Consider the following 18,622-nt stretch of genomic DNA (forward strand, 5'->3'; position numbering starts at 1 on the left):
AAACCATGCACACTGTCGGTCCGACAGGACTTCGCAGGCGTGTCGTACTGGGCGGTGCGGGCGCGCTCACGGTGGCGGGCCTCGTCGGGTTACCACTGTCCGCCCAGGCAGCCGTCGCAGTCCAGTATCGCCATCCGTTCGCTAATCCGGATCTGGTCGATGGTTTTGCGGAGGCTCCGGCGGTCAATAATGCGGGCCGCGCTCACAACGGGCTCGACTATTCGCAGCGGGCGGGGATGTCCGTACCAGCGGTCGCCGATGGCACGGTCGTCATCAGCGAGTGGAATGGGGCATTCGGGCACGTGGTGGTGATCTCCCATGCCGACGGTTACTTCTCTGGCTACTGCCACTTGATCGGTCCTGGCCTGAGCGTCGGAACGTCCGTGACTCGGGGCCAGACCATTGGGGACGTCGGAGACACCGGTACCCAGTCTGCGGGAAACCGTCTTCACCTCACGATCGCAACGACGGCCTCCGGCTACACCGGTACGACGGCCGTCGATCCGTACGCCTTCATCAACGCGCGGCTCGACGCCGTCTCGACACCGGACCCGGTCGTGATGGACTCGACACGATTCACAGTCAGCGCCGTCCCGCATCCGGCCGGTATGGTCGTGTTCTGGCGTGGCAGCGACGAGGATCCGCAACTTTATTACCGTTATCAGGCACAGAGCGGCTGGAGTGCGAACCTCCCACTGGGCGGCGGGCTTGGCTCGGCACCGAGCGTTCTCCTTGCGGAGAGCACCATTGACGTGTTTTACGTCAGTCAGACCGGAACACTGCGCCACAACTACTTCGATGGCACCGACTGGACCGGCGACTCCCCCATTGCAGCGGGTCCTTCGATTGCGGGCCGAATCAGCGCGGTCCGCCGTCAGAACGGTGATGTCAACGTCTTTTGGCGCGGGTCGCGCGGATCGCTCGGGCACGCCTACGCGACCGGTGGAGTCTGGAGTTCGGGTGGGATCCTCGCAACCGGTCTCACCGCCGACCCGTTCGCAGTCGCCACCACCTCTGGTGTGGTGAACGTGTACTACGCAGGACCCGGCGCGCAACTCCTCCACATTTCTAGCCAGCCGGACGGATGGTCCTCGAGCGCGGCACTGCCCGCCGACGAGACCGTCGCAGGAACACCGAGTGCTGTAGCGAAGGACGGAAAGGTCGACCTTTTCTGGCGAAGCACCTCGGGCAACCTTGTCCAGTCCTCCTTCGACGGCACCGACTGGCGAAAGACGGGAGTTGCCCTCGCATCGGGGCTTACTGTCGATCCCGTCGCGGTCTCCACCGGCAGCGGCGATCAGCTCGACGTCCTCTATGGGAATGCTTCGCGCACCATCGCGCACGTCTCGTACTCGACCGGATGGTCCGCTCCCTCCGACCTGCCCGGAAGCTCCAGCATCTCCACACCGGTGATCTCCGCAACCTGGCAGTCGAACGGGCTAGGGAACGTGTTCTGGCGCGGTAGCGACGGGCGTCTCACCCAGTCGCACTTCGATCCTGCGACGGGCTGGACACCCTCTGAGCCGCTGTAGTTAACGCGGCAAGCTCCTCGCCAGGACGCGCCCTCGTGGTCTCGCACCACAGCGGCGACCACTCGTACGCGCAGCGCGTGACGCTGCTGCCCACCGAGCTGCTGATCCGCAGCTCCACCCGCCCCTGAGCCTGCGCGCCTGAGCCCGAGCCCCCGTGCCCGAGCCCCCGTGCCGAGGTGCCCGAGATGGTTGTGGCCCTTGGCGTGTCGACAGCATTCTTGGGCATGTCAGCGGGGTGCACGAGGGAAAAGTGGGAGGGAGGAGTTGGAGGGATTGGCGGGCCTCGAACGGGGGAGGGGCGTGCGCGGGCTTGCGCCCCGAGGGGGGAGTACCTCGGTGTTGACTGGGCGACAGGGGCAGCGCCACACAGTGGCGCGAGGGGGGAAGACGGATGCGGTACACCGATCGCTCGCGCGACCGGACCCTCCAGGGTGCGCTCCTCGTCGGGATTGCTCTCATGGCGGCCGTGGACGAGATCGTGTTCCACCAGATCCTCGCCTGGCACCACTTCTACGACCGGTCGACCCCGGCGGTCGGGCTGGCGTCAGACGGGCTGCTGCACGCCGCGGAAGTGCTCGCGCTCGTCGGCGGCTTCTTCCTCTTGGCCGACGCCCGGCGACGGACGCCGCTGCGCCCTCGGACCGTGATCGCCGGCGTCGTGACGGGCGCCGGACTGTTCCAGCTGTGGGACGGAGTCGTCGACCACAAGGTGCTTCGCCTGCACCAAGTGCGCTATGACGTCGATCTGCTGCTCTATGACACGACGTGGATCGCCTCCGGCGCAGCGCTGCTGGCCGTCGGGCTCGTGGTCCTCGCGCGTCTGCGGACCCGGCCGGCGTGATCGGTCACTCCGCGCACGGGTTGCTCGATCCCGGCGCTCTCCTGCTTGTGCCGCTCAGCGCGGCGGCGGTGCTCGCGATGGGCGCCGCAGCGGCTGAGCGTCGGCGAGGGCGGCCGTGGCCACTCCGGCGCTCACTGCTGCTGCTTGCCGGTCTCGCGGTCGCGGCGCTCTGCTTCGTGGGGCCGCTCGCCCAGTGGTCGCATACGGATCTGCGTGGAGCGATGCTGACGCATCTCGGGTTGGGCATGCTGGCGCCGCTTCTGTTGATGTCGTCGGCGCCCGTGACGCTCGCGCTGCGTGCGCTCGACGTGAGCGTCGCGCGCCGTCTGTCGCGACTCCTGCGCAGTCGGCCGGCGCGAGTGCTCGCGCACCCGGTCACGGCACTGCTGCTGTCGACCGGCTCGCTCTGGGTCGTGCACGTGACCGGCATGCTCGTGGCGGCCCATGGCGATCCGCTGCTGCACCTCGTACTTGGGGTGCACTTCCTGCTCAGCGGCTGCCTCCTGACCGCGGCGCTCGTCGGAGTGGACCCTCAACCGCATCGCGCGTCGTTCGCCCTGCGCCTCGGCGTGCTCGGAGTGGGCATCGCTGCGCACGCCCTGCTCGCCACCGTCCTCTACGCCGAGGCTGTGTCGGACAGCGACCGGCAGGCCGCGCTCCTTCTCTACTACGGCGGCGACGCCCTCGAGATCGCCCTTGCCACCCTCCTGTGCGCCCGCCAGTACACCGCCACGTCCCCCGCCCGAATCCCGTCCCACGAGATGCCTCGTGGGTACGCGACACGCCGAGGGAGATAAGTACAAATGGCATCTCGCGAGTCCGGACAGGGGGGTGAGTCGGCCTTCGTGGGCGGTAGCCCATTTAGCGGGGATCAGCGGGCCGACCGGCGATTGGAGGCGTCGGGAGACGATCCCGCCGCCGCCTCCGCGGTGTACTCCCAGGCATACGGCGGAGGAGAATTCCGCGTCGCCCCGGCGCAGCACGACTTCTCGTACCGCTATGCCGTGCGCGGCAGCGAGCGCGTCACTCTGCGCACCTCCGACTGCTCCGGATCGCTCATCGGCCGCGTGCCGAATCTGCGCGAGTACGTCGTCGGTTGGTTCCGGGCCGGCGGCGGACGGCTGGACTTGCCGCCGTTCTCGCGCTCGGGTGCGCTTTCGATGCCATTCCTCTTGCCGGCGGAGCGGCACTTCGCGCTCGAGTTCGAGCCGCACCGGCTGAACCTGATCCACTTCGCGCCCGAGTTCCTCGAGGATGTCGCGACGGAGATGCATACGGGCCCCCGTCAGCCGGTCTCGTTCGATTACCGAGCCGACGCGGACCCCTGCGTCCTGGCGCGTTGGCAAGCCGCGGTCTCTACCGCGACTGCCGCGCTGGCGACGGCGACGATCACTCCGCTCGTGCGCTTCACCGCCGAACTGGACCTCGCCCGCGCGCTTCTCCTCCTGTTCCCGTGGCGGGCATGGGAGGTGCCGGCCGCGCTGCGCCGACCCTCCGGCTCCCGCACTCGGGCGGCATTGGATTTTCTCCAGCATCACGCGCACGAACCGATCACCCCGGCCGACGCCGCGCGCGCTGCCGGGCTGCACACTCGCACCCTGCAGCAGGCGACGAAGCGGCATCTCGGAGTGTCGCCCTCGGTTTATCTGCGCGATATTCGCCTCGACCGTGCCCACTCTGATCTCGCGGCGGGGGACCCCTGCTCGACGACGGTCGCCGCCGTCGCGCGCGAGTGGGGCTTCGGCAACCTCGGCCGGTTCGCGAGCGCCTATCGCCTGCGGTTCGACGAAAAGCCGAGCCAAACGCTTCGACGCTGACCGCACGCGGTCCGGATCCTCACACCCACTGCGTTCCGGAGCCCTCCTCGAGGCCGGCCTGCCGATCCAGAACTTGGTTCTCCGTGCCGGTACCAGTGGGATCGGCGAGATCATCCGCGAAGGCGATGTCGGCGAGATCTTCGATGGACAAATGGGAGTCGAACATGGCCGCGTATTCGCCGAGCCGGTAAATCCGGCCGAGCACCGGACCCTCAGGGCGCTCCCGATAGAGGACGACTGCAGCGCCGTCCGCGTCTTCTGCGCCGCGAACCCAGACGAGGGTCGCTGCTCGGGGATCGCGCCCGTCGTTCACGCGGGCGCGAATCCGTTCGAGGAACCGGGACACTTGAGGTGAGCACACGGTAATCACCCCTTATTCATCGCCGTGCAGGGGGGTGTAGCTCATTTCGACGGAGCTGTTGTCAGTCGGCGCGTCGTCAACCGAGCTTGTCGAAGCGGCAGAATCCGCGAAAGCGGAGTTAACCCAGTCGGGACAATCACCTGCCTTATTCTCGTTGAGACAGTAGCTTGTCTTGACACCCAACGTCCCATTTATCTCTACACCGTAGTAGGTCTCAACATACTCGAATGCCATCACGAGCCGCACGGGCACACTCTCAGTATAGATGCATTTTCCGTCAGTACACACTTTCTTATTTGCATATGCCTCATACAGAGCATCCGAGCCTTGAAAGGTTGCCCCCTTCGGATTATTCGACACAAAACGAAGGGTTTGAAATTTGTGAAGATTATGCTTGGTCTGGATTTTCACCCAACCAAAACCATTATTTCCATTCCCGCCCCTGATCGGACGAACAACGTTCGCTTCTCCGAGTTCTTCCATTGGGAGACGATCGTACTTCCGTTACCGTCGGTCGCGGTAGCTGGCGGAGCGATATTCTAGATTTCGTGGCTTGCACGCTAGTCCTCCTTAGTTAGCTTTTCACTGACGAAACTCTAGTCAGGTTGACGAGCATTAAATCAAGGTGGCGCGGAAAAAAGCAGGAAGGTACGCAGCACACACATGTTCGACATGTGAGGCTTTGCGCTCCGCGCTTGCAGTCGTTTATCCGGCCCACGTGCGCCCTCACTCCTGCTGGGCGCGGTTGCGCAGCGCCGCGCGCAGGCTTCGGGAGCTGCGGAATCCGGTGCGGCCGGCGACGTCCTCCCAGTCGAGAAGGTGGGTGGACCGGCCGGCAGCCAGACGTCGCACGACGAGCAGTCGCGCCCGCTCGATCTCGGCGCGCGGAGTGGATCCGGCTGCGGCGAACGCCTCGAAGAGCCGGCGCTCCGAGATGGAGACGAGGGAGGCGAGGGCGGCGACCGTCAGCGCCTGGTCGGTGCAGCGCTCGTGGATGATCCGCCTGGCCTGCCGGACGATATCCGCCTCTGCCCGCGACGTCATCACCGCTGAACGGCCTGCCTCGAGAAGAGTCCCCGCCGTGATCGCCTCCAGGGCCAGCATCCAGAGATGCCAGCCTGGGCCGGCTGTGGGGAACGCGGAGAGAAAGGCGTTGCTGCTCGCGACCAGGAACCGCGTCGATCCGGTCGCCGGCAGTGGAAGCGCTTCCCAGAGGCCAGAGAGTTCGAAGCGCCGCTCGAAGTCCTCGCCGAGCGCGATCTCTATCGTCCCGGTCGATCCGAGGGTCTCGAGCGTCGCTCCGATGCCCGCTCGACGCAGGTAGCCCTCGCCCTTCTCGAGGGTGAACTGGGCAGGACCGGCCGCCACCGCCAGGCTGCCCTCGAGAACGAGGGTGATTGTCAGGTTGTCCACCGCGTCGTGATCCCGGGTTTGCAGCTGGGAGAAGGAGTGCCACATCCGCGCGACCGTCATTCCGTCCGAGCGGACGACGTCTGCGAACACGCGGCCCACGGGCGGGTCCTCGACGACGTCGAAACCGTTCGCGTGCAGCCAACTCGCGGCGGCTCGGCCGGTCGCTCCCACACCCCGTTCGATCACCACCCCGTTCGTGCTCTGGGCGGCCCCCTCACGCGCACGGTGCATCTCTTCTCCTACTTCTTCTCACGCGCACGGTGGATCTCTTCTCCTACTTCTTCTTCTTGTCGCGGAGTGACCCTAGGAGACCGAAATTGGAGGATTCGAGGCTTGAACGCTTTTCTGCGGATAATGCGACGAGAAGCTGCGGAAGCGCCGTGCGGGGAGCTGCTTGAGCAGCACTGTTGCTGAGTGCCTGCGCAGAGAACGCCCGGGCCAGGGGCCGGCGATACCTCCGGTCCATTCCTTCACTCCCCAAGGAGACGCAATGACTCATGACCACACCGGCCCAACGAAGGACATTGTCCTCGGCGACGGCTGGAGTATCGAAGACAATTCGGCCGCGAATCCCGGCCGACGTACGCTCGTCTCGGCCGCGATCTGGACCGTGCCCGCGGTGGGCGTGGCGATCGCCACTCCGGCGGCGGCTGCGTCCGGCTCTGGGGCCGCCGCGAACGCGCAGCCGGCGAGGGCGGATCTGCGGATCACCTACGTCGCCTGGAATGCGCAGGGCGGGCAGCAGGACGTCCCGGCCGACGGCACATTCCACGCGGACAACGGCCTCTTCGTTCACGCTAAGGTGATCAACGACGGCCCGGATACCATTACAGGCGTCAGGGCCTCCCTCACCCTCCCGCACTACAGTATCCAAATGAATTCCGCCCGCCCGCACTTTCCCGTCTCTGGAAACGGCTGGGACTACGTCATCGATTACCTGGACACCGGCGACAACCGTAGGTGGGTGTTCGTCTTCCAAAACGCTTCGCAGAAACTCGCGCCCGGTCAAACCGCTGAGATTGTTATCAATTTCTGGACAATTCCTGACGCCGGCCGCACCGAGGACGGGATCAAACCCTTCGTCCTCTTTGGACCGACTAACGCAGAGGACACCAACTCTGGGAACAACGGCAAGCTGACGGATAACAGCTTTAACGTGCACACCTGATTCGACGCATCATGAGAGAGGCCCCGTGCGGCGGGGCCTCTCTGCGTACACCCGTGGTCTGCCTTTGTCATGCGCGTGGTCCTTCCTCGTCGCCCTGCTAAAGCGACCATAAGAGACGTGAGTGCAATAAATCCAGAGGCAGACGCTTGTGTGCAGAAGCGGTGACGAGAAAGTGCGGAGGCACCGCGCAGGAGGCCTCGGCCGCTGCACTGTTGCTGAGCGCACGTGCAGAAAATGGCCGGCGCGCGGCATCCGCGGGCGACTCCCGTCCATCTCTGATTTCCCGAGGAGAAGCAGTGACTGACAATTTCATCGGCCCGACGAAGGACATCATCCTCGGTGACGGCTGGAGCATCGAAGACCCGTCGGCCGCGAATCCCGGCCGACGCACGCTCGTCGCCGCCACCACATGGACCGTCCCCGCGATGGGAATCGAAAGCGGCACCGCAAGGAGCGCGGACGACAGTTCCGCCGTGCCCACCTGATCGGGCATTCGTGCGTGCACGCAACTGGCCGGGAAGCGCATCCGACGTCGGTCTTTCCTGCACCTTGGCTGAATCACCGGGACGACCGGGACTCGCGCCGCGTCCTGATGATGTGCCACGGATTGTGAGCACCGCGGCCTCGCAGGCCTCGCCCTCAGCCAAAGGAGAAAGCCATGACCACCACCGCCCCGTCCGCTCAGCACGGCACCGCCACCTCCGTCGGCAAGAACACGATCGCCGACGGGGTCGTCGAGAAGGTCGCCGGCATCGCGGCCCGTGAGGTGCCGGGTGTGCACGACCTCGGCAACGGAGCCGCCCGCGCTCTCGGCGCAATCCGTCACGCGATCAACGCGCAAGACCGCGGCCAGGGCATCTCGGTCGAGGTCGGCGAGAAGCAGGTCGCGGCCGACGTCACAGTTGTCGCAGAGTACCCGGTCGCGTTGCAGACGCTTGCCGGCAATATCCGTTCCGCTGTGTCCGAAGCCATCTCTTCGGTCGTTGGCATGGAGGCGTCCGAAGTGAATGTGACTGTGTCCGACGTGCACATTCCCGCGGATGATGCGGACGACACGGAGGACGAGTCCGAGAGCCGCGTCCAGTGACGTCGTCCCTGCTCGGCCGTCGCGCGCAGCGTTCCTGGAGTGCGGAGGCTGCCGTGATCGTGCTCGCCGCTGTGCTCCTCCTCCTGTTCGCATGGCTCAGTACGGAGGCGGTGCTCGCGCTCGTGGCGCAGCCCGTTCTCCTCGTGGCTCCGCAGGATGGAGCGTCGGCCGTGCTCGGCGCGGCTGCCACCCCTATCGCGCTGACCGCCGCGGCGGGCGCCGTGGCCGCGCTGATCGGGCTGGTCCTGATCGTCGTGTCGTTCTCACCGATCAGCCGTGCACGCCCCGCCGCTGCTCGCGGGCGCGCGTGATAGAGAACAGGGGAGGAGCGGCGGCGACCGAGAGCCGGGTCGCCGTTGCCGCGGCCGCGAGCGCTGAGCGCGTCCCGGGCGTCCACCACCTCGGCGGCGCCATGGCCCGCGAGTTCGACCGCGCCGCCCGCCACGTGCTGGGGACGAGCACACGGCCCGGAGTGACGGTCGCGGCGACCGCCGACGACATCACCGTCGATATCGACCTCGTCGTCGAGTACCCGCATCCGGTGCGCGACGTACTGGATGCCGTGCGCGAGCAGGTGCAGCGTGTCGCGGAGCCGGTCGCCGGAACCTGCGTTATCGTCAACGTCGCAGCGACCGACATTCACGGGCCGTTCGATACGGTCGAGAGTGCCCGAGATTCCGCTGGGTGAGCCGATAGCGTTGCCCGGATGAGCTCCGACTACCTCCGCGCCTACGGCGATCAGCTGCGCTCCGATGCGGAGACGCCGAGCGCCGTCTCCGTCACCCGGACGCCGACACCGAGTCGATCATGATCGGCCCCGTCGAGGCACTGCTGTCTGAGATGAGCGCGATGATCGACGCCGCATTCAGCGAGGACACTGACGTCGCTCTCGCCGACGCGCGGGTAGCGTGGCTCTCGCGCGGCGGCGGTATGGAGTCGTGGGTCGCCGAAGTCGACGGCCGGATGGTGGCGGGCGGGCGGGCGGGCTGCGCACGACTCGTCCAGAGACTTAGCTCGGCGAGGAGATCTCGAGCGCAATGTTGTCGGGATCCCGGAACTCCAGGATGCTCTGCGGGCCGGTGTCCTTGATGGGCTTGTGTGCGATGCCGAGCGCGTCGAGTGCCTCCGCCGCAGAGTTTAGGGCAGCCAGGTCGGCGACGGCGAAGCTCACGTGGTCGAGTCCCACGCGGTCCTCATCGAAGCTGTCTGCCGCGGCGGCGACGGGGCGCAGTCCGAGCAGTCCGCCGGGGAACTGGTAGATCACCCCGCCGAAGAGGAACGCGAGCTGCTCCTTCTGCTCCTCGGGAGCATCCTCCCCAGGCGCCTCGAAGGCGACGTCGAACCCGAAGACGGAGTCGTAGAAAGCGCGTGAGACCGTGATGTCGCGGACGGTCAGGCGGACGTGGGCGTAGTCGACAGCGGGAATCGGCACAGTCTTCCTTCCATGTTCCTTCTCTGTGGTGTGCTGGTAATTCGGAGCGGTCCGCGCAAAAGAATTCTCTGCCGAGGGAACCCTCAACCATCGAGGGAGCCCCGGATAGCGGGTCCCCTCGACGGGGTTCCCCCGCTGGATGGCGGACGGAGCTGGCCGTCTCGCGGAGGCTCAGCCGGACGGGTTCTCGACGGGGTCGCCCTCGGGGTCGGTCGCCGTCTCGGGGTCGACGTGCTCGGGGTCGGTGGTCTGCGGGTCCTCGGGAGTGTTCTTTTCAGTCATCGGATCCTCCTTGTCGCTGAATGCGGAACGTACGGAATTTCGACACTACGATGCCCGCCCGCCCCCACGCACCCGGGTTGACTCCGCCCTCCCCGCCCTCCCCTCGCGAGATGCCGCAAGGGCTGGAGGCACGCGCCCTCGATTCGTAGGGTTATCGCACCTGAGACGAGGAGCAGCAGCGCCACATGATGATCCGCACCACTGTCACCATCGAGGGCAAGGCCTACGGTCTCTCGCAAGGGACCGATGTCGATGGTCTCAAGCGCTCGGCGACCGAGGCGACACAGGCAGGCGGTGGCTTGATCGACTTCGTCATCGTCGGAAACCGGCGGGTCAGCGCCCTCATCTCGACCGGAGTACCGGTGATCTTCGAGGAGGTCGAGGTGCCGCACGACGACCGGGACACCGGCGACCTCCACAAACCGTGGGACGATGTCGACTACCTCGACTGACCTGATCCTCCCGCCGTCATTGGACGGTCGGGCACCAGACGTCTGAGGGGCGCCGCAGGCTGGACCCGGCGTCCCTCGGGCACCCGGGGTGCTCTCAGGCCCCGCCGCGACGACTCCGCCGCAACTACTCCGACCAGTGGCTGAGCTCGGCCAGCTCGCCCGCTACGAGCGTCTGCGCGGCGGAGGCGAGTGCCGTCTGCACACGCTCCATCGGGATGCTCAGCAGCTCCGCTATGGCGTCGACGTCGTGCCCGCCGGTGTGTCGCAGCAGCCAGCACTGGCGTTCGATCGTCGGCAGGGCGTGCAGGCGGCGGTGGAATCCGGAGCGCAGCAGGTCGTTCTCACCCAGCACGGGAGGAGCCGACTCGGTCTGCTCGGGTGTGCCGCGTTGAAGGCTGACCCGGCCGATCTCGGTGCGGGCGAGATCCAGTGCGCCTTTCTCGTCCAGGCCCTGAGGCCGGCCGGTTCGCAGGGTGACGGCGGCGTGGCGCAGGGCTGCCGTGGCCGCGGCGTCAGAGAGGGTCAGGCGGTACGCGTAGGCGTAGAGCCCGGTCCCGCGGTTCTCGAGGACGTTCCCGGCCAACAGGTCGCAGTGCCGTTGCCCCTTCAGGGCGACGGGCCTCTCCTCTGCGGTCACGTCCTCTGCGGTCACGGTCACTCCTTGGCGTTGCGCGGCCCGGTCCGAATCCGCGTTGCAGCCGATGCTAGGACGGTGAGAACGCCCGTTCTACCCTTGACTTCTTGGGATGCGTGCTGATTCGGTGCATGAAGGCGCTCTTTCGACGGGTCTCTCCCGACAGGTGTCGCGAAGGAGCGGAGTTCTCTTATTCGCGAGCCGAGAGGACGCAGAACTCGTTGCCCTCCGGATCGGCCAGTACCACCCAGGAGCGCTCGCCCTGGCCGATGTCGACCTGCGTCGCACCGAGACCGACGAGCCGTGCCACTTCCGCCTCCTGGTCGTCCGGCACGAAGTCGAGGTGCAGCCGGTTCTTGAGCGTCTTCCGCTCGGGGACGTCGAGGAAAAGCAGGCTGGGGCCGCGGCCGGAGGGGGCGAGCAGCTCGATCCCGTCGTCGTCCTCGTCGACGAGGTCCCAGCCGAGCGCCTTCTGCCACCAGTGCCCGAGGGTGCGGAAGTCGGTGCAGTCGACGATGATCTCTTCGAGACGGAGGGCCATTCCTCGACGCTATTGCGCTCAGGGCCCGTCGGGGAAGGGCGCACCAGGGTCCTCGGTGTGCCGAATCGGCACGATCAGTGGCGTGAGTGGAGTGGGAGCGGCATCGTCAGTCTGGGCAACGGCAACGTCCGCCCGGAGAGAAGGATCCGCATGAGCACCGCCCGTGAGCCCACCGCCCGTGAGCACTGGGAGGCTCGCTACGCTGACTCCGAACGCATCTGGTCGGGCCAGCCGAACGCTGCGCTCGTCGCGCTCGTCGGTGAGCTGCCGCCCGCGCGGGTGCTCGACCTTGGAGCGGGAGAGGGCGCGGACGCTCTCTGGCTCGCCGCCCTCGGCTGGCGGGTGACCGGCCTCGATCTCTCCGAGACCGCTCTCGTCAGGGCGCGGGAGGCGGCGGCGAAGCAGGGTGCCGACGTCGTCTTCGTCCAGGCGGACCTCGCAGGGGAATGGCCGGTGATGGGGCCGTTCGAGCTGGTCACCGCGAGTTTCCTGCACTCGATGGTCGAGTTCCCGCGCCTGGACGTCCTGCGCCGCGCGGCGTCCATCGTCGCGCCGGGCGGCCACCTCGCGGTCGTCTCGCACGCCGCGCCTCCGCCGTGGGCGAGTGGCGACGAGCATCGGCACGGCGCGATGCACCTGATGGGCCCGGAGGAGGAGTTCAAGGCGCTCGCGCTCGATCCGGCCGAGTGGACGCCGCGCGTGGTCGAGACCCGCGAACGCTCGGTGACCGCCCCGGACGGGGGCGGCGTGACGCTTGTTGACGGTGTGCTCCTCCTACAGCGCACGGCCTGACGGCGACCATCCCTGCCTCCGGAGTCAGGCCCGGTCGTGCAGGGTGATGTGGTAGCCGTCGGGGTCGGCAAAGGTGAAGGTGTGGCCGAAGGGACCGTCGGCGGGAGCGGCGACAATGCCGTGGCCGTCGGCGGCGAGGGCGTCGTGGATGTCCTGCACCCCGGTGGCGTGCAGCCAGATCGCCGCGCCGACGCCGGGGTGCGGCGCAGCGTCGATGTCAGTGCCCGGCACGATGTCGCGCAGGGCGAAGGCGATCGGAGCAGTCGTGAAAACAACAGCGTGCGGCGGTCCGGCAGGGGAGCGGACGAGGCCGAGGTAGCGCTCGTAGAACGCCTGGGAGGCGTCGAGGTCGCGAACCTGGAGAGAGATGAAGTCGGGGCCGGTGACGGGCATGGGTTCCTCCTGTTGATGTCAGCCTTGTGACATTCCCCACGGTATGTCAGATACCTGACACAAGTCAACAGATATGTCAGAGTGTTGACATGAGTCACGGCGGTATCGACCTAGAGACCTCGCTCGGCTACCTCCTGAAAGAGGCGTCGAGCGCTCTGCGCGCTGCGATGGAGGCGGTGCTGCGCCCGCTCGGCATGAGCGTCACGCACTACTCTTGCCTGGAGCTGCTGGCTCAGCGGCCCGGCCTGTCCAATTCCGAACTCGCGCGCGGCGCGTTCGTCACCCGGCAGTCGATGAACGTGCTGCTGCAGACCCTCGAACGCGACGGGCTCGTGACGCGGCCCGCGGAGGCACCGGTCGGCAGAGCTCTGCCGGCCCGCCTCACCGCCCGCGGCCGATGCAGCCTGGCGGAGGCGTCGGCGGCGGTCCGCTCCGTCGAGCTGCGGATGCTGAGCGAGGTCACTGAGGACGAACGGGACGCGGCGGCCCGGGTGCTGCGGAGCATGATCCACTCGCTGCGCGAGACGGACCGGCGAGGCTGACCTGACGTTCAGCGTCATCCGGGTCCCTTTCACCAGGCTCCGCCTACCCTCGTGCTCGTCCGCCAGTGACCGGACTCCACGGTGACCGGACTCCACACTGGAACAAGCCAGACGGTGAAAGGAACCACACAATGACCGAGCACGACGTTCCCCTGATCACGGTGCCGCTGGGCCGACCGGTCGCGGTCGAGGCCCTGCGCTACACCGCTATGTACGGGCTGAGGCCGTTCCCCGAGGCGCTGCTGATCCTCTTCGACAACGGCTCGTACAAGATCGTCTCCGAGGGGGAGGACCACTTCGGTAGCTACGTGTCGGCGACCGGTCCCGGGGAGGCGTTACGGCATATCGCCTTCCTGTCGTGGCCGTCCGCCGACTGGGACCGCAACGTCGCGTCGCACACCCTCACCTTTGAACCCGAGACCGGCGCGTTCATCCAGACCCTCCGGCTCCCCGCGCAGCCCGTCCCGCACGCGCAGCACGGGTTCGCTGCGGCGGTCGAGGCGCCAGAGAGCGTCGACCTCGAGGCGTCCTGGGATCAGGTCAGGGTGACGTATGACGCCGTGTTCGCGGGGCTACTCGAGCGAGCCACGCGGCACTGAGAGGAGCGCGCCGGCCAGCGCGATCAGAAGGCCGGACCTGATGCATCTCGTTTGCAACCGAGGTTGAGAGCGTCCGATCGTGCCCCTGACGCGCTGATTGGCCCTCTCAACCTCGGTTGCTCACACTCCCCGCGACCAGGCGCCAACCGGATGCCCGCCGAGACCAGGCGTCAGACACGGGTCGCGTCGTCGACCTCGCCGACGAGTTCCTCGATGATGTCCTCGAGGAAGAGCACGCCGGTGGTTCGACCCTCCTCGTCGTGCACACGGGCGACGTGCGCGCCGGTGCGGCGCATGGTCGCCAGAGCGTCTTCGAGGTCGCTGCCCCGGAACGCGGACGCGAGGCGGCGGACCCGCTTGGTCGGCACGGGTGCGGTGAAGCTGGCCGGCTCGACGAGGTCCATGACGTCCTTGAGGTGCAGGTATCCGGTGGGCTCACCGTCATCGGTGAGGATGTAGCGGGAGTAGCCGTGCTCCGTCACCGCCGCCTGGATGTCCGCCGGCGACGATCCGGCTGGCAGAACGACCATCTCGCTGATGGGCACCTCGACATCGCCGACGGTCTTCGCGGTGAACTCGACTGCGGCGGAGAGAGCGCCGGTCCTGTCGAGCAGGACGCCCTCGCGGGTGGACTGCTGCACGATGCCCGCGACCTCATCGAGCGTGAACGCCGACGTCGCCTCGTCCTTGGGTTCCACTTGGAACAGGCGAAGGATCGCGTTCGCGAGCGTGTTGAGCGTCCAGATCACCGGATTGAGGACCCGGGCCACGAGCACCAGCGGGGGCGCGAGGATCAGTGCGGCGCGGGTGGGAACGGAGAAGGAAATGTTCTTGGGAACCATCTCGCCCAGCACCACGTGCAGAAACGTCACCAGCAGCAGCGCCACGATGAACGCGATCACTCCGACCGCCTCACCGGAGAGGCGTGTGGCGCCGAGCGGGATTTCGAGCAGATGGTGGATCGCGGGCTCGGAGACATTGAGGATGACCAGCGAGCAGACGGTGATCCCGAGCTGGCTGGTGGCGAGCATGAGGGTCGCGTGTTCCATCGCCCACAGCGTGGTCTTCGCGGCCGTGCTGCCGGCCTCGGCCTTCGGCTCGATCTGGGAGCGGCGGGCCGAGATCACGGCAAACTCCGCGCCGACGAAGAACGCGTTGACGGCCAGGAGGATCACCAGCCAGATGATGCCGGGGAGGTATTCGCCCATCACGTCACGTCCTTTCTCCTCTGGGGTATGCGCTTGTCTTTGGCGGCGATCCAGTCCTGCGGCGCCTGCCCTTCCGGCGCCGAGGGGGTGAAACGGAGCCGGTCGACCCGTGTCCCCTCCACCCGCTCGACGCGCAGTACCCCCTCCGCGACCGTGACTTCGTCGCCGAGTTCGGGGATGCGGTCGAGGACGTCGGTGACGTAGCCGGCGACCGTGTCGTATTCCTCGTCTTCCGGCACGGCGACGCCGGCGCGCTCCAGTAGTTCGTCGGGCCGCAGAGAAGCGTCGAAGGTGATCGAGCGGCCGGCCCGGACGACTCCGGTGCGCGCGCGGTCGTGCTCATCTTCCAGTTCGCCGACGATTTCCTCTACGAGGTCCTCGAGCGTGACGATCCCGGCTGTTCCGCCGTGCTCGTCCGAGACGATCGCGACCTGCAGCCCCTCGGCGCGGAGCAGCCCGAGCAGAGTGTCGACGCCCATCGACTCCGGGACTCGCGTCGGCGACCCCATCAGCTCGCCCGCGGTCACCACCGCGCGCCGGTCCAGGGCGACCGCGAACGCCTGCTTGATGTGCAGCATGCCGAGGATGTCGTCGGAGTCGCGGCCGATCACGGGGAACCGCGAGAAGCCGGTCGAGCCGGCAATGCGGATGACGACCGCGGCACAGTCCTCCGCTTGCACCGAGGCCATCCGGGTGCGCGGAGTCATCACGTCGGCGGCGGAGCGTTGGCTGAAGAGCAGGGTGCGCGAGAGCAGCGTCGCGTGGTCCGCATCCAGCACGCCCTCCAGAGCGGAGCGGCGCACGAGGGAGGAGAGTTCTTCCGCGCTGCGCGCACCCGAGAGCTCTTCCTTCGGCTCGATGCCGAACGAGCGGATGATCGCGTTGGCCGTGTTGTTGAACAGGGCGATCACTGGGCGAAAGACGGTCGTGAACAGTGCCTGGAACGGCACGACGAAGCGGGCTGTGGCCAGCGGCAGCGCGAGGGCGAAGTTCTTCGGAACCAGCTCGCCGATCACCATCGAGAACACCGTCGCCAGGACAATGCCGACCACGGCGCCGATCCCGGGAACGATCGTCTCCGGGATGCCGGCGGAGCGTAGCGGACCGGCGAGGAGCGACGAGATCGCGGGCTCGAAGGTGTAACCCGTCAGCAGGGTTGTCAGCGTGATGCCGAGCTGCGCGCCGGAGAGGTGCGTGGAGGTGATCCGCAGCGCTGTGATTGTCGCGCCCAGCCGCTTCTCCCCGCGCGCCTGCCGTACCTCGAGGTCGTGCCGGTCGAGGTTCACCAGAGCGAACTCCGCGGCCACGAACATGCCAGTCCCGGCCGTGAGGACCAGGCCGACCCCGACCATCAGCCACTCCGACACCATTCCCTGAGCGTAGAGCGGGCTGACTGTGAGAAAGCACTCAGGTGACTCGGGAGGCACCCGTCTGCCCGAGCGGAGGCGTGCCGAGCAGATGTCATCCGGGCGGTGCAGCCGGATGGAACCGGCGGGCGACGCCGACCGCCCGGAGACTCGGCAGGCTGTTGTCGGCGCCGCGGCATCCGCCCGAGCATCTCCTGGACCGGAGATTACTTTCTGCCCTGCGGACGTCCGTCTGCAGGGGAGGCGCCACCCATCAATTAGTGAGGCACAAGGATGAGTGCAGCGGCTGGACCCGCCGAGAAGGCCGCGACGACCCAGCCGGCGGAGCGGATCCGTCTTACGCTCGCGTACATCGACTTCTGGTCGGTGGTGAAGATCGCATTTCTTCTTGGGCTTGCCGGGGCAGTCATCCTGATCGTCACGGTACCCGTTGCCTATGCAGTCTTCGCTAGCACGGACGCCTTCGCCCACGCCGGGGCTCTGCTTCAGCAGCTCGCCGGACCCAAGGCGGAGGGTCTGCAGTTGATTCCGTCGCTGCCGCAGGTGATGGGCTTCACGGTCATCGTTGGTGTGCTGAACACGATCGTCAGCACGGCACTCGGCGCCATTGCTGCCCTGCTCTACAACCTGGCCGGCACGATGGTGGGCGGGATGCGCGTCGGCTTCTCTCGCCGATGAGACGGACCAGACTCCGAGGAGCCCGCCGCGACGAGGCTCGGCCTGGACCGAGCGCTCCGACCACCGCCACGAAGGCGGTCGCTCCCGCGCGACGGGAAAGATAGGCCCTTTTCACGCCCTGTGGAGGAGCGTCATCGGTCGCCCGGACAAGCATTTTGATAAAGTTATCGCCAACATCTCCGGTGATAACGTTACCAACGTGCGTACCGCTCTCGACAACCCATTCAGTCCCGGTTCTGACGCCGTCCCTGAAATCTGGGCGGGCAGGACGGAGCAGCTGAGCGACTGGCGCGACGTCCTCCGGCCCCGACTCCTTCGTGGCCTACCCGAGCGGGGACGCACGATCCTCGGTGAGCCTGGCCTCGGCAAGTCATCCCTGGTGCGTCGCATCGCGCAGGACGCGGCTGCCGAAGGTGACTGGGTGACGCCGCAGCTACGGATCCCCTCGGGCGGCGATCCGTTGAAACTCGTGGCGGCGGCAGTGCTGGGGCTCGCAGAAATGGCTGGTCTCGCCACGGCACGGGAGAAGCGGATCACGAGCCGGCTCGAGCGCGTGCAGTCCGTCGCCGCGGCGGGTCTCTCGCTCACCCTCCGCGGCCAGGAGGGGCCCGAGCCGCACACCGCGCTGACCGAGCTGCTTGTCGAAGTGGGTCGGGCGGCCATCGCTCACGAGGTCGTCGCGCTCGTTCACCTCGACGAGGTGCAGAACATCGTGGACGAGAGCGCCCTCTCACAACTCTTGATCGCTCTCGGCGACGCCATTACTCACGAGGAGGTCGTCACCCTGCCCGGAGGCGCTCGAGTGACCCGTTTCCTGCCCCTCGCCGTTTACCTCACCGGGCTGCCCGACTTCGAGGACCGTGCGGGAGGGCAGAAGGGCGCCACCTTCGCGCGCCGTTTCAAGACGACGGTGCTCACGGCCATCGACGACGAGGACATCGTCGCGGCGCTTCAGGACTTCGTCCTGCCCGGCTGGGAGGTGCCCAACGGCGAAGGAGCGGCCGGCCGCATCCGCATGGAGGCCGACGCGGTCACCGCGATCGTCGATCTCTGCCGGGGTGAGCCGTTCCTGTTTCAGCTCGCCGGCGAGAGCGCCTGGTACGCCGGGACCGACCCGACCATCACGCGGTCGCAGGTTCTCGCCGGGTGGCGAGGAGCCCAGCGGGAGGCGGCGGCCCACGTCGAGCGGATCCTCGGGCGGCTGCCTCCGCGCGAGCGGATGTTCCTCGATGCGATGGCGGCTGTGCCCGCACACGAGCGGACGCTCACCCGGATCGCGCAGGAGATTGGCCTCTCGAGGGCGACGGAGGTCGGGACGACGGCGCAGCGCCTCGATACCGTGCGGGGGATCATCGACCGCGGCAAGCCGTACAGCTTCCGGCACCGCGCGATCGAGGCGTACATGACGAGCGAGTGGCCGCGGGTGGAGTAATCCGCGCACAAGAGCGGCCGGAGTAGTTGCCGTCGTGCGAGTGTCCTCGCG

Annotated in this window: 24 protein-coding genes; 15 read left to right on the forward strand and 9 right to left on the reverse strand. The window is 67.3% G+C overall.

Features of this window, described 5'->3' with window-relative positions; all coding sequences use genetic code 11:
* Window positions 1–5: 5 nt before the first annotated feature.
* The 4 genes from B0H03_RS11615 (at window position 6) to B0H03_RS11630 (ending at window position 4,190) form a co-directional block, all read left to right on the forward strand.
* Window positions 6–1,532 (forward strand): peptidoglycan DD-metalloendopeptidase family protein, encoded by a 1,527-nt coding sequence (locus B0H03_RS11615; protein WP_104265728.1) that lies wholly within the window; start codon window positions 6–8, stop codon window positions 1,530–1,532.
* 391 nt (window positions 1,533–1,923) lie between these two features.
* On the forward strand, window positions 1,924–2,373 hold the full coding sequence (locus B0H03_RS11620) for a DUF2243 domain-containing protein (protein WP_104265727.1): 450 nt from the start codon (window positions 1,924–1,926) through the stop codon (window positions 2,371–2,373).
* Window positions 2,370–3,170 (forward strand): cytochrome c oxidase assembly protein, encoded by an 801-nt coding sequence (locus tag B0H03_RS11625; RefSeq protein WP_104265726.1) that lies wholly within the window; start codon window positions 2,370–2,372, stop codon window positions 3,168–3,170. Before B0H03_RS11620 ends, B0H03_RS11625 begins: the two co-directional genes overlap by 4 nt.
* A gap of 6 nt (window positions 3,171–3,176) precedes the next feature.
* Window positions 3,177–4,190 (forward strand): helix-turn-helix transcriptional regulator, encoded by a 1,014-nt coding sequence (locus tag B0H03_RS11630; protein WP_104265725.1) that lies wholly within the window; start codon window positions 3,177–3,179, stop codon window positions 4,188–4,190.
* A gap of 19 nt (window positions 4,191–4,209) precedes the next feature.
* On the opposite strand, the gene B0H03_RS11635 is transcribed toward B0H03_RS11630, so the two are convergent.
* From B0H03_RS11635 to B0H03_RS11645, 3 genes are all read right to left on the reverse strand, one after another.
* Window positions 4,210–4,536 (reverse strand): hypothetical protein, encoded by a 327-nt coding sequence (locus tag B0H03_RS11635; RefSeq protein WP_104265724.1) that lies wholly within the window; start codon window positions 4,534–4,536, stop codon window positions 4,210–4,212.
* Between the two features lie 27 nt (window positions 4,537–4,563).
* Window positions 4,564–5,034: a hypothetical protein gene (locus B0H03_RS16250; RefSeq protein WP_127844009.1), complete on the reverse strand. Its 471-nt coding sequence runs from the start codon at window positions 5,032–5,034 to the stop codon at window positions 4,564–4,566.
* Window positions 5,035–5,277: 243 nt separating this feature from the next.
* Complete coding sequence (locus B0H03_RS11645) at window positions 5,278–6,195, reverse strand: hypothetical protein (RefSeq protein WP_104265722.1); 918 nt, start codon at window positions 6,193–6,195, stop codon at window positions 5,278–5,280.
* A gap of 259 nt (window positions 6,196–6,454) precedes the next feature.
* Between B0H03_RS11645 and B0H03_RS11650 the strand changes: the two genes are divergently transcribed.
* The 5 genes from B0H03_RS11650 to B0H03_RS16640 all read left to right on the forward strand — a co-directional run bounded on the left by B0H03_RS11650 (window position 6,455) and on the right by B0H03_RS16640 (window position 8,907).
* Window positions 6,455–7,132 (forward strand): hypothetical protein, encoded by a 678-nt coding sequence (locus tag B0H03_RS11650; protein WP_104265721.1) that lies wholly within the window; start codon window positions 6,455–6,457, stop codon window positions 7,130–7,132.
* Between the two features lie 296 nt (window positions 7,133–7,428).
* Window positions 7,429–7,617, forward strand: coding sequence for a hypothetical protein (locus B0H03_RS11655; protein ID WP_104265720.1), 189 nt, complete (start codon window positions 7,429–7,431; stop codon window positions 7,615–7,617).
* 173 nt (window positions 7,618–7,790) lie between these two features.
* Window positions 7,791–8,219, forward strand: coding sequence for an Asp23/Gls24 family envelope stress response protein (locus B0H03_RS11660; protein ID WP_104265719.1), 429 nt, complete (start codon window positions 7,791–7,793; stop codon window positions 8,217–8,219).
* A complete protein-coding gene (locus B0H03_RS16635; protein WP_160487351.1) occupies window positions 8,216–8,530 on the forward strand; it encodes a hypothetical protein in 315 nt (104 codons plus the stop codon). The genes B0H03_RS11660 and B0H03_RS16635 overlap by 4 nt, the downstream gene beginning before the upstream one ends.
* Entirely contained in the window at window positions 8,527–8,907 is a 381-nt protein-coding gene (locus B0H03_RS16640) for an Asp23/Gls24 family envelope stress response protein (protein ID WP_160487352.1), read from the forward strand. Before B0H03_RS16635 ends, B0H03_RS16640 begins: the two co-directional genes overlap by 4 nt.
* Window positions 8,908–9,228: 321 nt before the next feature.
* Here the strand turns inward: B0H03_RS16640 and B0H03_RS11670 are convergent, their stop codons facing one another.
* Window positions 9,229–9,651: a VOC family protein gene (locus B0H03_RS11670; protein WP_104265717.1), complete on the reverse strand. Its 423-nt coding sequence runs from the start codon at window positions 9,649–9,651 to the stop codon at window positions 9,229–9,231.
* Window positions 9,652–10,118: 467 nt separating this feature from the next.
* Here B0H03_RS11670 and B0H03_RS11675 point away from each other — a divergent pair, with 467 nt between their 5' ends.
* Window positions 10,119–10,385 (forward strand): hypothetical protein, encoded by a 267-nt coding sequence (locus B0H03_RS11675; RefSeq protein ID WP_104265716.1) that lies wholly within the window; start codon window positions 10,119–10,121, stop codon window positions 10,383–10,385.
* Window positions 10,386–10,509: 124 nt separating this feature from the next.
* Here the strand turns inward: B0H03_RS11675 and B0H03_RS11680 are convergent, their stop codons facing one another.
* Both B0H03_RS11680 and B0H03_RS11685 read right to left on the reverse strand, forming a co-directional pair.
* Entirely contained in the window at window positions 10,510–11,037 is a 528-nt protein-coding gene (locus B0H03_RS11680; protein ID WP_104265715.1) for an RNA polymerase sigma factor, read from the reverse strand.
* 172 nt (window positions 11,038–11,209) lie between these two features.
* Window positions 11,210–11,560, reverse strand: coding sequence for a VOC family protein (locus B0H03_RS11685; protein ID WP_104265714.1), 351 nt, complete (start codon window positions 11,558–11,560; stop codon window positions 11,210–11,212).
* Between the two features lie 150 nt (window positions 11,561–11,710).
* On the opposite strand from B0H03_RS11685, the gene B0H03_RS11690 reads away from it, so the two are divergent.
* Complete coding sequence (locus tag B0H03_RS11690) at window positions 11,711–12,352, forward strand: class I SAM-dependent methyltransferase (RefSeq protein ID WP_104265713.1); 642 nt, start codon at window positions 11,711–11,713, stop codon at window positions 12,350–12,352.
* Window positions 12,353–12,376: 24 nt separating this feature from the next.
* Here the strand turns inward: B0H03_RS11690 and B0H03_RS11700 are convergent, their stop codons facing one another.
* The gene (locus tag B0H03_RS11700) at window positions 12,377–12,745 is read right to left on the reverse strand and encodes a VOC family protein (RefSeq protein ID WP_104265712.1); all 369 of its coding nucleotides are present in this window, start codon (window positions 12,743–12,745) and stop codon (window positions 12,377–12,379) included.
* 89 nt (window positions 12,746–12,834) lie between these two features.
* Between B0H03_RS11700 and B0H03_RS11705 the strand changes: the two genes are divergently transcribed.
* On the forward strand, window positions 12,835–13,287 hold the full coding sequence (locus B0H03_RS11705) for a MarR family winged helix-turn-helix transcriptional regulator (RefSeq protein WP_104265711.1): 453 nt from the start codon (window positions 12,835–12,837) through the stop codon (window positions 13,285–13,287).
* A gap of 131 nt (window positions 13,288–13,418) precedes the next feature.
* The gene (locus tag B0H03_RS11710) at window positions 13,419–13,886 is read left to right on the forward strand and encodes a hypothetical protein (protein ID WP_104265710.1); all 468 of its coding nucleotides are present in this window, start codon (window positions 13,419–13,421) and stop codon (window positions 13,884–13,886) included.
* A 170-nt stretch (window positions 13,887–14,056) separates the two neighbouring features.
* On the opposite strand, the gene B0H03_RS11715 is transcribed toward B0H03_RS11710, so the two are convergent.
* Complete coding sequence (locus tag B0H03_RS11715) at window positions 14,057–15,094, reverse strand: hemolysin family protein (protein ID WP_104265709.1); 1,038 nt, start codon at window positions 15,092–15,094, stop codon at window positions 14,057–14,059.
* On the reverse strand, window positions 15,094–16,461 hold the full coding sequence (locus B0H03_RS11720; protein WP_104265708.1) for a hemolysin family protein: 1,368 nt from the start codon (window positions 16,459–16,461) through the stop codon (window positions 15,094–15,096). Before B0H03_RS11720 ends, B0H03_RS11715 begins: the two co-directional genes overlap by 1 nt.
* 273 nt (window positions 16,462–16,734) lie before the next feature.
* Between B0H03_RS11720 and B0H03_RS11725 the strand changes: the two genes are divergently transcribed.
* Both B0H03_RS11725 and B0H03_RS11730 read left to right on the forward strand, forming a co-directional pair.
* On the forward strand, window positions 16,735–17,139 hold the full coding sequence (locus B0H03_RS11725; protein ID WP_104265707.1) for a DUF3566 domain-containing protein: 405 nt from the start codon (window positions 16,735–16,737) through the stop codon (window positions 17,137–17,139).
* Window positions 17,140–17,338: 199 nt separating this feature from the next.
* Window positions 17,339–18,571, forward strand: a complete 1,233-nt coding sequence (locus B0H03_RS11730) for a P-loop NTPase family protein (RefSeq protein WP_104265706.1) — start codon at window positions 17,339–17,341, stop codon at window positions 18,569–18,571.
* The last annotated feature ends 51 nt before the right edge of the window (window positions 18,572–18,622 follow it).

Origin of the sequence: Rathayibacter iranicus NCPPB 2253 = VKM Ac-1602, assembly GCF_003149025.1 — a bacterium.
Lineage (GTDB): Bacteria > Actinomycetota > Actinomycetes > Actinomycetales > Microbacteriaceae > Rathayibacter > Rathayibacter iranicus.

Excerpts from the sequence above, each read along its gene's own strand:
- B0H03_RS11690 (WP_104265713.1), top strand. The coding sequence starts at position 11,711 with ATGAGCACCGCCCGTGAGCCCACCGCCCGTGAGCACTGGGAGGCTCGC.
- B0H03_RS11725 (WP_104265707.1), top strand. The coding sequence starts at position 16,735 with ATGAGTGCAGCGGCTGGACCCGCCGAGAAGGCCGCGACGACCCAGCCG.
- B0H03_RS11630 (WP_104265725.1), top strand. The coding sequence starts at position 3,177 with ATGGCATCTCGCGAGTCCGGACAGGGGGGTGAGTCGGCCTTCGTGGGC.
- B0H03_RS11675 (WP_104265716.1), top strand. The coding sequence starts at position 10,119 with ATGATGATCCGCACCACTGTCACCATCGAGGGCAAGGCCTACGGTCTC.
- B0H03_RS11650 (WP_104265721.1), top strand. The coding sequence starts at position 6,455 with ATGACTCATGACCACACCGGCCCAACGAAGGACATTGTCCTCGGCGAC.
- B0H03_RS16250 (WP_127844009.1), bottom strand. The coding sequence starts at position 5,034 with ATGGAAGAACTCGGAGAAGCGAACGTTGTTCGTCCGATCAGGGGCGGG.
- B0H03_RS11660 (WP_104265719.1), top strand. The coding sequence starts at position 7,791 with ATGACCACCACCGCCCCGTCCGCTCAGCACGGCACCGCCACCTCCGTC.
- B0H03_RS11615 (WP_104265728.1), top strand. The coding sequence starts at position 6 with ATGCACACTGTCGGTCCGACAGGACTTCGCAGGCGTGTCGTACTGGGC.
- B0H03_RS11710 (WP_104265710.1), top strand. The coding sequence starts at position 13,419 with ATGACCGAGCACGACGTTCCCCTGATCACGGTGCCGCTGGGCCGACCG.
- B0H03_RS11620 (WP_104265727.1), top strand. The coding sequence starts at position 1,924 with ATGCGGTACACCGATCGCTCGCGCGACCGGACCCTCCAGGGTGCGCTC.
- B0H03_RS11685 (WP_104265714.1), bottom strand. The coding sequence starts at position 11,560 with ATGGCCCTCCGTCTCGAAGAGATCATCGTCGACTGCACCGACTTCCGC.
- B0H03_RS11715 (WP_104265709.1), bottom strand. The coding sequence starts at position 15,094 with ATGGGCGAATACCTCCCCGGCATCATCTGGCTGGTGATCCTCCTGGCC.
- B0H03_RS11705 (WP_104265711.1), top strand. The coding sequence starts at position 12,835 with ATGAGTCACGGCGGTATCGACCTAGAGACCTCGCTCGGCTACCTCCTG.
- B0H03_RS11645 (WP_104265722.1), bottom strand. The coding sequence starts at position 6,195 with ATGCACCGTGCGCGTGAGGGGGCCGCCCAGAGCACGAACGGGGTGGTG.
- B0H03_RS11700 (WP_104265712.1), bottom strand. The coding sequence starts at position 12,745 with ATGCCCGTCACCGGCCCCGACTTCATCTCTCTCCAGGTTCGCGACCTC.